We start from the raw sequence: 10,635 nt of genomic DNA on the forward strand, positions 1-10,635 counted from the left end.
TATCGGTCATGCCGGAAGACACCGCCTTGGACGCCACACTGTTGAGCCTGCTCGCCTGTCCTCAGGACAAGGGCCCGCTACTGCTGGTGCGCGGTGACAACGGCGGCAGCCTGCTCTACAACCCGCGTCTGCGCCGCGTCTACCACATCGACAACGGCATCCCGGTGTTGCTCATCGATGACGCTCGCGACGCGACCGAGGCCGAACACGAGGCCTTCACCGCCCAGCACGCCGACGCTTAGCGATCGGGCGCGGTCCGTTCGCTCTCCACGTCTTCGCCGACCTGCTCCAGCGGACCGGTGAGGTAGCGCTGCAAGGTCGGCCCGACCGCGGCGACCAGCGCGGGCAGCGGCATGGAGGCGAGCGGTTCGACCCCGACGAGTTTGCGCGCCACCAGCACACCCATCATCTGCGAGGCGACGAGCGCGACCCTGGCGCGACCGTTGTCCTCGGGGGTGGCGATCCGCAGACGCACGCGTTCGAGCACCACTTCCAACACGAAGGTGCGCGCCAGCGACAGATCACCGCTGGCGAGCATGCTGCGGAACGACGCGATGACACCCGGTCCCGCCGGTGAATCCCAGATGCCGACGACCTCGCGCAGAATCGTTGTCCCGAGTTCGTCCTTCGGGACGCCCAGGATCGTCCGCAGTGTGGCCTCCGGGTCGAACGGCAATTGGATCGCCGCGGTGAACAGCTGCTGTTTGGTGCCGAAGTAGTGATGGACGAGCGCGGGATCCACGCCCGCGTCGGTGGCGACGGCACGGATCGAGGTCTTGTCGAAACCGTTTTCGGCGAACCGGGCGCGGGCGGCGGCGAGAATCGTCTGCTTCGCGCCCGAGCGTCCCGGTCTGCGTCCGGAACGTCCGGGCCGTTCGTCCTCGGCGGGGTCGGCGACTCCACTGTCTGCCGGATCCGGTCGGCCTGTCCGCGTTACCCGCCCCGAGTGGGCCGCGTTCGCCCTCGGACTTCGGCGCGCGCCGTCCCCGGATCCGGTCGTCATGCGGTGCGTCGCCGTAGTGTCGCCGCGCCGAGCGCGAGTGCCACGATCGCGAATGCCGCGACCACCCCGAGGTCACCCAACATCTCGCCGGTCACCTCCGGATTCTGTGAAACCTGTTGCAGCGCGTCGACCGCGTAACTCAGTGGCATCAGATCGCTGATCGGTTGCAGCCAGCCGGGGAGCTGATCGCGCGGAACGAGTAGGCCGCACAGGAAGATCTGCGGCGCGACGACCACCGGCATGAACTGTACGGCTTGGAATTCGGTGCGGGCGAAAGCGCTGGCCAGCAGGCCGAGCGCGACACCGCAGATCGCGTCGACCACCGCGATCAGCACCACCCAGGCCGGATTGCCCGCCGCGTCCAGATCCAGCAGTCCGAACGACACCAGGCAGGCCACCACGGCCTGGGCGGCGGCGGCGAGGGAGAAGGCGGTGCCGTATCCGCCGAGCAGGTCGACTTTCGACAGCGGTGTCGTCAGCAACCGTTCCAAGGTGCCCGACGTGTGTTCGCGTTGCATGGCGATCGCGGTGATCAGGAACATGACGATGAACGGAAGGATGCCGAGCATGCTGATGCCGACCCGGTCGAACAGCGTCGGACCGTGCGGCGGATGCGGTGCGTCCTGGTAGATGAAGAACAGCAGTGTCATCAGCAGCGCTGGCACTACGAGGATCATGCCGACCGTGCGGTGGTCGTTGCGCAGTTGGCGCAGGATGCGGCCGGTGGTCGAGAGGTAGGGCCGCAGCGGCGAGCGGGCGGGCACCACGGTGGCGGTCATGCTGTCGTTCCCGTCGTGATGAGGGTGAGGAAGGCCTGTTCGAGGTTCTGTTCGCCGGTGCGCTCACGCAGTTCGTCGGGACTGGATTCGGCGAGCAGCGCACCGTCGCGCATGAGCAGCAGCCGATCGCAATGCTCGGCCTCGTCCATGACGTGGCTGGACACGAGCAGTGTCGTCCCGTTGGCGGCGAGGTCGTGGAACTGCTTCCACAACTCCACCCGCAGAACCGGATCGAGTCCGACCGTCGGTTCGTCGAGTACCAGCATGTCCGGCCGGGCGACCAGGGCGCAGGCCAGCGACACACGCGTCTTCTGGCCGCCGGACAATTCGTCGCCGCGTTGCTGCGCGTGCTCGCGCAGACCGACGGCCGTGAGGGCGTCGTCGATATCGTCGCGATCGCGTCCGTAGAGCGCCGCGTAGTACCCGACGTTGTCGCGCACGCTGATATCGCTGTAGATACTCGGCGCCTGCGTGACGTAGCCGATGTGCCTGCGCAATTCGGGGGAGCCCGCGGGCAGGCCGAGCGCGGTGATCTCGCCGGATGCCACGATCTGGGTGCCGACGATACTGCGCATCAGCGTGGTCTTGCCGCATCCGGACGGTCCGAGCAGTCCGGTGATCGAACCCTTCGGAATCGTCAGCGAAATATCGTGCAGGACTTGGCGTTTACCGCGTCGGACGGTCAGATTCCGAACTTCGACGGCCGCGGACGACGAGGGCTGCGACATGGTCGCCTCAATTCATCGAGTGTTGAATTCACTGTGTGATGAATTTAGCGCGAGACATCGAGGTGGGCAAGAGACTGGCGGGAGATCCGAGGAATTCAGTGACCGTGGCGCGGCACGACACCCGCGCTTCCGCCGGGCTCGACCACCACGAATTGACCCATCATCGCCTGGTCCTCGTGCCACAACAGGTGGCAGTGATACATGTACGGCGTGTTCGGGTCGGCCGGTCCGTCGAAACGCAGGGCCAGTCGCAGGGTGCTTCTCGGCGGCACGAAAACGGTGTCCTTCGGGCCGGTGAGTTCCGGCGGCGGTGGCGCGCCGTCGACCGTCAGCACTCGGAACCGCACGTCGTGGACATGGAAGTTGTGCGGCATGCCGTCGCTGTTGCGCACGGTCCACGTCTCCGCGGTGCCGCGGGTGACGGCGAAATCGATGCGGTTCATATCCATCGGTTGCCCGTTGATACCCGCGAATTCGAGGTCGAACGTCCGCTCGTGGACGGAGTCGGTCCCGTCGGGAGTGGACGAGGCGACCAGGGCCGCCGGGAGACCGGGGGAGGGGCGCAGGGTGGCGGCCGCGCGCAATTCGAGGATGTCGAAACTGTCGTCGCCGCCGGAGAACCGCTGATTCCAGAAATCGAGACCGGCGTCGAGTGTGCCCGCGCGCAGTACCGTTCGCTCACCCGATCGCATGCGCACGACGATCTCCGCGCGCTCGCCCGGCGACAACCGCACCCGGTCGACGGTGATCGGAGCCTCCAGCAGCCCGCCGTCGGTGCCGATCTGCGCGAAGGTCCGGTCATCGGCGAAGCCGAAATCGTAGACGCGCGCGGTGGAGGCGTTGAGCAGTCGCAACCGGACGAGTTCGTCGCCGACCTCCCGATACGGGCCGAGGGTTCCGTTGACCAGGATCTGATCGCCGAGGAAACCCGCGTTGCGGAACATGCGATGGGAGCCGTCCAGTTCGTCACCGGCGAAGCGCACGTCCTGGACGATGACCGGCAGATCGTCGACACCGTAGGCACTCGGCAGCGGCAAGGATTCCGCCGCCGCGTCGTCGAGGATGAACATCCCCGCGAGCCCGCGCCGGACATGGGATTCGGTGGTGCCGTGCGGATGCGGGTGGTACCAGAGCGACGCCGCGGGCTGGGCCACCGTCCACTCCGGTGACCACCTGCCGCCCGCCGGGATCGGCTGGTGCGGTCCGCCGTCCATGGCGGCGGGCAGACGCATGCCGTGCCAGTGCACCGTCGACGCCTCCGGCAGCGAATTGGTGATGTCGACACGGACCCGATCCCCGCGCCGGGCGCGCAGCGTCGGTCCGAGATGGTCGCCGTTGAACCCCCAGGTATCGGTCGGCTTTCCCGGTCGGAACTCGGTGCGCCCCCGGCGCATATCGAGTGTGAACACCCGGGTGCCGTCGGGTTCGGTCACACCGGTGGCCAGCGGCGGGATCGCGAGCTCACGGGTGAAATCCACCTTCCCGACGGTGGATACGTCCGCGCGGGTGTACGTCACGGCGACGCACCCGCCCACCGTCGCCGCCACGGCGGTCACCAGTGCGAGGACGCCGAACAACAAGCGCCGCAACGTATGCGGACGACGATCGGGTGAAGGCATGGACTCACGATAGGAATCGGCGCCACCGCCGCACATCCGTGAGCGTCCCCATTTCGCCCCCGGTCCACCCTGATTCTCGGCTCGGCATCATATGTGACCCACATCACCGCGAAGAAGTGTCACGGTGGGAGGGGGCCGACAGTCACCTGGTCGTCAACATTCCGAATCGCGACCACCGGGAGCGAACGCCATGAACACCACGAACACCCCGTATCGCCTCGTCGTCCTCGGCGCGGGTTACACCGGCATGCTGGCCGCGGTCCGGCTGGCCGGGCGGACCCGCGGCGGGAATGTGCGGATCACCCTGGTCGATCCGTCGGCCCGCTTCACCGAGCGGCTGCGCATGCATCAGATCGCCACCGGTCAGCGGCTCCCCGAACATCGGATCGCCGACATCGTCGCCGGCACCGGCATCGAAGTCGTCCGGGGCCGGGCCACCGCCATCGATACCGTCGCGGCGCAGGTCACCGTCGACGACACCGTCACCATCGGCTACGACGAACTGATCTACGCCCTCGGCAGCGGCACGGATACCTCGGTGATCCCCGGCGCGGCCGATCACGGCTGGACCCTGAACGACCCGCGCACCGCGCACCGCTTCGCCGACCGACTCGCACTGGTCGAATCCCGTCACGGCGCCGTCGTGGTCGGCGGCGCGGGCCTGACCGGTATCGAGGCGGCGACCGAGATCGCCGAACGCTTTCCCGCACTGCGAGTCACCCTCGTCGGCACCGACGAACCGGGGTCGATGATGGGCGAGAAGGCCCGCGCGTACCTCGGCCGCGCGCTCGACCGCCTCGGTATCACCCGGGTCGTCGGGCACCACATCACCAAAGTGCTGCCGGACGCCGTGGAACTCGCCGACTCGACCCTGATTCCGGCCGACCTGACCCTGATCACCACCGGGATGCGGGTGCCGCCGCTGGCCGCCGAATCCGGGATCGACACCGACCCGCGCGGCCGGATAATCGTCGACGCCACACTGCGCTCGGTCGCGCATCCGAACATCCACGCCATCGGTGACGCCGCGGCGGTCCGCCAGGCCTGGGGCGAGATCCACGGAACCTGTCAGTCCGGGATGCCGACCGCCGCCTACGTCGCCGACGAGATCACGCGCAGGCTCCGGGGCAAGAAGATCGCACCGTTCCGATTCGGCTACTTCCACCAGCCGATCAGCCTGGGCCGCGCGGACGCGGTCGTCCAGTTCACGAAGGCCGACGACACCCCGGGCCGTTTCCACCTGACCGGCAAGGCCGCCGTGCTGTACAAGGAAACCGTCAGCCGGAGCCCGATCCCGATCTTCGGGCTGAGCCGCAGATTCGCCGTCCCGGTCCAACTGAGCAAGGGCGGCGCGGCCACCGCGCGGCGCGCCTAGAGCCGGGAACACAGCGAGGAGCAGCAGCCGATGGACGACGAGCGCGATCTCTTCCTCGAATACCGGCGGCTGCTCTTCGCCACCGCCTACCGGATGCTCGGCACCGTCACCGATACCGAGGACGTCCTGCAGGACGCCTGGCTCAAATGGCACGACGTCGATCACACCCGGGTCGAATATCCCAAGTCCTACCTGGTGCGCACGGTGACCAATCTCGCCCTCACCCGTCTCACCTCGGCTCGCGCGACCCGCGAGACCTACGTCGGTCCCTGGTTGCCCGAACCCCTGCTCACCACACCGAATATCGCCGAGGAGACCGAATTGGCCGATACCGTCTCCACCGCGATGCTCGTGGTGCTGGAAACCCTCGCCCCGCTGGAGCGCGCGGTATTCCTGCTGCACGAGGTCTTCGGCTACAGCCATGCCGAAATCGCCGAAACCCTGGACAAATCGGAGGTCAACGTCCGGCAGATCGCGCACCGGGCCCGCGCGCACGTGCGGGCGCGCCGCCCCCGATACGACACCGACCGGGTCGAAAGGGAACAGGTCACCGCGCGATTCATGGCGGCGTGCGGGGGCGGCGACCTGAACGCCCTGATGGATCTGCTCGCCCCCGACGCGACCCTGTGGTCCGACGGCGGTGGCGTCGTCACCGCCGCTCGCCGCCCGCTGTACGGCAGGGACCACATCGCTCGCTGGACCCTCGGCGTTCTCGCCAAACCGAGCTCGGCGGGCATCACCTTCCGCTCCGCCACCATCAACGGTGAACTCGGCGCGCTGGCCGTCGTTGGCGACAACCCGGTCGCGGCCTTCACCTACGATCTCGTCGAAGGACAGATCCGCAACCTGCGTTTGCAGGTCAACCCGTACAAACTGGCCGGACTGTACCGGGGGACCGACACGCTCGGCTGAGTACCGGAGATCTGCTCCCGATCCGGTGTCGCCGATATGCGCTGTGCCGCAGCGTTATCGAGGCACACCGCGCTCGGTTCGTCGGACCCACCGTGCACACTGTGGGCGTATCGACCGCCCGAACCCGGAGTGCCTGTATGCCCGAACCTGTCCGCTCGCCGTGGGAGGAATCCCTCGCCGCCGCTTTCTCGCTCGTCCTGGGACGCCCGGTTCTCGAGGACACCGGTGACTACGCCGCGTGGTACTGCTGCCCGGATCTGTCCTACGAACTCTTCGAATCCGGGTTCCCTCGCGAACCGCTCGCTGCGGGGGAGATCGTCGCCGCTCCCTTCGCCTCGATCCCAGTCTTGGGGGAACTCTTCGACGGGTGGGATCTGTTCGCTCCGCACTGGTCGATCGACCTCGGCACGTCGCTGTTCTTCGGCGAGGACGACGAACTCCTGCCCGGCCGCGCGGTGGAAACCCCGATCTCGGGCCGTGAACTGGGAAGTGAACTCATAGCCCGCAAGGTGAAAACGAAAAAACTCGCACGGGCGTACCCGACGGTGCTGTTCCGGGTCCACACCGACGGGTCGCTCTTCGGCGCGCTGCAAGCCGTGACCGGCGCGCATCGCGGGCGCGATCATCTCCTGCCGCTCGACCCGGAATCAGGCGTCAGGAAACGCTGGAACAAGCGATTCGCCCAACTCGACGACTCCGCGTTGGCCGACCACCTCCGCAACCTGTTCCGCACCGAGGACTCCGCCCGCGCCTACGGCGCTTACCACCTCGGTACCGACGACCCGTCCCATGGCTACCTCCCGCACCCGGTCACCACCGCGTGGCGCTTCGGCGAGGCGCAGGCATGGTCCGCTGTCACGATCGCCTCCTGAATCGACCGGTAGGCGCGTGGTTCCGTGCTTCGAGCGGTCGACCGTCACCGCCGCACGATCGTCGTCGCACGCATTCTCGATCCGCCGGGCAAGTCGGTTGCTCGTCGTCGGTGCGCCGCAGTGCACCGGCAGCATCGTGTCGCCGGTGCGCGCGCTGCTGTCGAACGCGCTGAGCCTGGCCGCCACCGCTGGGGCCGATCGTTGTCGTCTTCCAGAACGGGCATCTCTCCGGACTGCTCGCGGCGTCGATGACCGCTGTTCGACGACCGCGGGAAGCCATCCAGCAGAATGACCCGCTGTGTCCGCTGATCAACTCGCCGTGCCACCCGCCGACGCCGCCCGTCGCCTGCTCGGCTCGGTGGTGTGGTCGGGGCCGGTGGGGGTACGGATCGTCGAGGTGGAGGCCTACGGCGGCGATCCTGCCGGACCGTGGCCGGATCCCGCCTCGCATTCCGGTCGCGGCCCGACCAGGCGCAATGCGGTCATGTTCGGCCCGGCGGGTGTGCTGTACGTGTACCTCAGCTACGGCACCCATTTCTGTGTGAACGTGACCAGCGGCCCGGACGGTGTGGCGAGCGCGGTCCTGCTGCGTTCCGGCGAAGTCGTGGCAGGCCTCGACACCGCACGCGCGCGCCGCCCGACCGCTCGTCGCGATCACGATTTGGCAAGGGGCCCTGGCAATTTTGGAAGCACCATGGGTATCACGCTGGCGGACTACGGAACCGAGCTCTTCGATCGGTCCGCCCACGTCCACCTGGCGCTGCACGAGCCGATCGCCCCGGAGCGGATCGCGTCGGGCCCGAGAGTCGGAGTGAGCTTCGCGGCCGACGTGGCGTGGCGATTCTGGCTGCCGGAATCGCCCGCCGTCTCGGTCTACCGGCGCAGTCCGCGCGCGCCGCGACCGACCACCTGATCCCTGGAAAAAGAAATGCGCGCCATGCGATGAGTTCTCGCGGAGTCTCCCGTCCTACCTGTTGAACGCGCTACCGACTCGGCGCGACCGACCCGAAGGACGACATCATGACCGCCATCACCGCCGCCCCGATCGCTTCCGCCACCAGTCCCGGAAAGGGGCTCGACCGCACCCTGTGGACCCTGCAGATCGTGCTCGGACTGTTCTTCATCCTCGCCTCGGGCGCTCCGAAACTCGTCGGCCAGGCCGACGCCGTGCAGAGCTTCGCCGAGATCGGCTTCGGCACCTGGTTCATGTACTTCACCGGCGTGGTCGAGGTGGCGGGCGGTGTCGGCCTGATGGTCCGCAGGCTGAGCGGCCTCGCCGCGGCGGGTCTGTCGATCACCACGGTCCTGGCCGCGGCCACGCAGGCATTCCTGCTCGACGCGCCCGGCCTCTCGATCTTCCCGCTGGTGCTGGCCGTGCTCTTCGGCTGGATCGCCTATCAGCGTCGCGACACCATCGCGGCCCTGTCGGCGCGAGCGCGGCGCTGATCGTTCCCACGATCGACCGGCAACCGGCGGGATGACCCGCCGGTTGCCGCATTGCGCGTTGTGCGACGGTCGCCTGTCGGGTCGGCGGCGGTCGTCGCGCAGCGCGCTCCCGGTTCGGGTGCCGCCACCTGCGAATCGGCGCAGGACAGCGGTGCGGAAAGATGGGACAGCGTGAGCGGCGACATCATCGACGAACTGACCTGGCGCGGGCTGATCGCGCAGTCCACCGACCTCGACGCCCTGCGCAAGGCGCTGGCCGACGGGCCGCTGACGCTCTACGCGGGCTTCGATCCGACCGCCGCCAGTCTGCACGCGGGCCACCTGGTGCCGCTGCTGGCGTTGAAACGTTTCCAGCGCGCGGGCAATCGACCGATCGTGCTGGCGGGCGGCGCCACCGGGCTCATCGGTGACCCGCGCGACGTCGGCGAGCGGACCATGAACTCGACCGACACCGTGGCCGACTGGGCGCAGCGCATCCGCTCCCAGCTCGAACGTTTCGTCGATATCGACGATTCGCCGACGGGGGCGATCATCGCCGACAACATGGACTGGACCGGTCCGCTCTCGACCGTCCAGTTCCTGCGCGATATCGGCAAACACTTCTCGGTGAACGTCATGTTGGCGCGCGACACGGTCAAACGTCGTCTCGACGGCGACGGCATGTCCTACACCGAGTTCAGCTACATGCTCTTGCAGGCCAACGACTACCTCCAGTTGCGCCGCGCGCACGGGTGCCGCCTGCAGGTCGGCGGCTCGGACCAGTGGGGCAACATCATCGCCGGCGTGGAACTGAACCGTCGTGTCGACGGCGAATCGGTCCACGCGCTCACCGTGCCGTTGGTGACCTCGGCCGACGGCAAGAAATTCGGCAAGTCCACCGGTGGCGGCAGCCTGTGGCTCGATCCGGAGATGACCAGTCCGTACGCCTGGTACCAGTACTTCGTGAACACCGCCGACGCCGACGTCGTCCGCTACCTGCGGTGGTTCACCTTCCTCTCCCGCGAGGAACTGGACGAACTCGAGCGGGCGACGCTGGAACGTCCACACGCCAGGGAAGCGCAGCGCACGCTCGCCGCCGAGATGACCACCCTGGTGCATGGCGAGGAGAACACCCGCGCGGTGCAGCTGGCGAGCCAGGCCCTGTTCGGCCGTGGTGAACTGCGCGAACTCGACGAGAAGACGCTCGGCGCCGCGCTGAGCGAGGCCGCCGTCGACGGAGCCGTCGCCGAGATCGCGGGTGACCAGCCGGCGACCATCGTGGATCTGCTCGTGGCGAGCGGACTGTCCGAAAGCCGCGGCGCGGCCAGGCGCGCGGTCAACGAGGGCGGCGCGTACGTGAACAACGAGAAGATCTCCGACCTCGAATGGACCCCCGCCGAGGGCGACTACCTGCACGGACGCTGGTTGGCGCTGCGACGGGGCAAACGCAATATCGCGGGCGTCCGACGCGCCGTCGGCTGAGGTTTTCGTGGCTTGGGTCACAGTTTCGTGGCCCGAGCGCCGAAATCGCTCTCGTCCAAGCCTCTGACCTGCGGAATCACATCGGTGTAGTGCGGATTTGACGCCGCGTTCTCCGCCGCGTAACTTAGTCCAGGTCAGAGCGACACGGACACCGACCCGGAGCCCAAACGCCCAGCTCAGAAGCTGGAAATAGGGACCGGGAAACGAGGTAGGACGATGAGCGCCTGGCCAACCTATAGAACACCGGCAAGGACACGAACGACCGAGCGGCTTGACTCCGCGAGGGAGGTCGGTTAGGCTGGAAAAGTTGCCTCACGGAAGTAGTCGGATATAAACCGGCGCGGATGTGTGTGCGTGTGTTCTTTGAGAACTCAATAGTGTGTCGATGAATGTCAGTGCCAAATGTTTATTTGGTTCCGATGCTTTCATACCCCCGTGTG

11 protein-coding genes are annotated in these 10,635 nt (G+C 67.6%); 7 read left to right on the forward strand and 4 right to left on the reverse strand.

The genetic code is table 11. The annotated features are described in order from the left end of the window. Window positions 1–8: 8 nt before the first annotated feature. Entirely contained in the window at window positions 9–242 is a 234-nt protein-coding gene (locus tag DAT37_RS39135; protein WP_109530002.1) for a Trm112 family protein, read from the forward strand. Here the strand turns inward: DAT37_RS39135 and DAT37_RS39140 are convergent. The 4 genes from DAT37_RS39140 to DAT37_RS39155 form a co-directional block, all read right to left on the reverse strand. Beyond that, complete coding sequence (locus DAT37_RS39140; protein ID WP_109530003.1) at window positions 239–1,003, reverse strand: TetR/AcrR family transcriptional regulator; 765 nt, start codon at window positions 1,001–1,003, stop codon at window positions 239–241. The two genes, DAT37_RS39135 and DAT37_RS39140, sit on opposite strands and share 4 nt — an antisense overlap. Then, window positions 1,000–1,782: an ABC transporter permease gene (locus DAT37_RS39145; RefSeq protein WP_109530004.1), complete on the reverse strand. Its 783-nt coding sequence runs from the start codon at window positions 1,780–1,782 to the stop codon at window positions 1,000–1,002. Before DAT37_RS39145 ends, DAT37_RS39140 begins: the two co-directional genes overlap by 4 nt. Then, window positions 1,779–2,510, reverse strand: coding sequence for an ABC transporter ATP-binding protein (locus DAT37_RS39150; RefSeq protein WP_109530005.1), 732 nt, complete (start codon window positions 2,508–2,510; stop codon window positions 1,779–1,781). The genes DAT37_RS39145 and DAT37_RS39150 overlap by 4 nt, the downstream gene beginning before the upstream one ends. Window positions 2,511–2,605: 95 nt before the next feature. After that, window positions 2,606–4,129, reverse strand: coding sequence for a multicopper oxidase family protein (locus DAT37_RS39155; RefSeq protein WP_109530017.1), 1,524 nt, complete (start codon window positions 4,127–4,129; stop codon window positions 2,606–2,608). 190 nt (window positions 4,130–4,319) lie between these two features. Between DAT37_RS39155 and DAT37_RS39160 the strand changes: the two genes are divergently transcribed. The 6 genes from DAT37_RS39160 to tyrS all read left to right on the forward strand — a co-directional run bounded on the left by DAT37_RS39160 (window position 4,320) and on the right by tyrS (window position 10,195). After that, window positions 4,320–5,504: an NAD(P)/FAD-dependent oxidoreductase gene (locus DAT37_RS39160; RefSeq protein WP_109530006.1), complete on the forward strand. Its 1,185-nt coding sequence runs from the start codon at window positions 4,320–4,322 to the stop codon at window positions 5,502–5,504. A 30-nt stretch (window positions 5,505–5,534) separates the two neighbouring features. Then, the gene (locus DAT37_RS39165; RefSeq protein ID WP_109530007.1) at window positions 5,535–6,416 is read left to right on the forward strand and encodes an RNA polymerase sigma-70 factor; all 882 of its coding nucleotides are present in this window, start codon (window positions 5,535–5,537) and stop codon (window positions 6,414–6,416) included. Window positions 6,417–6,553: 137 nt separating this feature from the next. Next, window positions 6,554–7,288 carry a hypothetical protein gene (locus DAT37_RS39170; RefSeq protein ID WP_109530008.1) on the forward strand — a complete coding sequence of 245 codons (735 nt, stop codon included), beginning with the start codon at window positions 6,554–6,556 and terminating at the stop codon, window positions 7,286–7,288. A 298-nt stretch (window positions 7,289–7,586) separates the two neighbouring features. Then, window positions 7,587–8,201 carry a DNA-3-methyladenine glycosylase gene (locus DAT37_RS39175; RefSeq protein WP_109530009.1) on the forward strand — a complete coding sequence of 205 codons (615 nt, stop codon included), beginning with the start codon at window positions 7,587–7,589 and terminating at the stop codon, window positions 8,199–8,201. Window positions 8,202–8,308: 107 nt separating this feature from the next. After that, the gene (locus DAT37_RS39180; RefSeq protein ID WP_109530010.1) at window positions 8,309–8,734 is read left to right on the forward strand and encodes a DoxX family protein; all 426 of its coding nucleotides are present in this window, start codon (window positions 8,309–8,311) and stop codon (window positions 8,732–8,734) included. Between the two features lie 171 nt (window positions 8,735–8,905). Further along, complete coding sequence (gene tyrS, locus DAT37_RS39185; protein ID WP_109530018.1) at window positions 8,906–10,195, forward strand: tyrosine--tRNA ligase; 1,290 nt, start codon at window positions 8,906–8,908, stop codon at window positions 10,193–10,195. Window positions 10,196–10,635 lie beyond the last annotated feature (440 nt).

This window comes from Nocardia aurea (assembly GCF_003123685.1).
Lineage (GTDB): Bacteria > Actinomycetota > Actinomycetes > Mycobacteriales > Mycobacteriaceae > Nocardia > Nocardia aurea.

Bases quoted from the DNA above. Each gene is read 5' to 3' on its own strand.
- DAT37_RS39150 (WP_109530005.1), bottom strand. From the start codon at position 2,510: ATGTCGCAGCCCTCGTCGTCCGCGGCCGTCGAAGTTCGGAATCTGACC.
- DAT37_RS39140 (WP_109530003.1), bottom strand. From the start codon at position 1,003: ATGACGACCGGATCCGGGGACGGCGCGCGCCGAAGTCCGAGGGCGAAC.
- DAT37_RS39135 (WP_109530002.1), top strand. From the start codon at position 9: ATGCCGGAAGACACCGCCTTGGACGCCACACTGTTGAGCCTGCTCGCC.
- DAT37_RS39165 (WP_109530007.1), top strand. From the start codon at position 5,535: ATGGACGACGAGCGCGATCTCTTCCTCGAATACCGGCGGCTGCTCTTC.
- DAT37_RS39155 (WP_109530017.1), bottom strand. From the start codon at position 4,129: ATGCCTTCACCCGATCGTCGTCCGCATACGTTGCGGCGCTTGTTGTTC.
- DAT37_RS39145 (WP_109530004.1), bottom strand. From the start codon at position 1,782: ATGACCGCCACCGTGGTGCCCGCCCGCTCGCCGCTGCGGCCCTACCTC.
- DAT37_RS39170 (WP_109530008.1), top strand. From the start codon at position 6,554: ATGCCCGAACCTGTCCGCTCGCCGTGGGAGGAATCCCTCGCCGCCGCT.
- DAT37_RS39160 (WP_109530006.1), top strand. From the start codon at position 4,320: ATGAACACCACGAACACCCCGTATCGCCTCGTCGTCCTCGGCGCGGGT.
- DAT37_RS39180 (WP_109530010.1), top strand. From the start codon at position 8,309: ATGACCGCCATCACCGCCGCCCCGATCGCTTCCGCCACCAGTCCCGGA.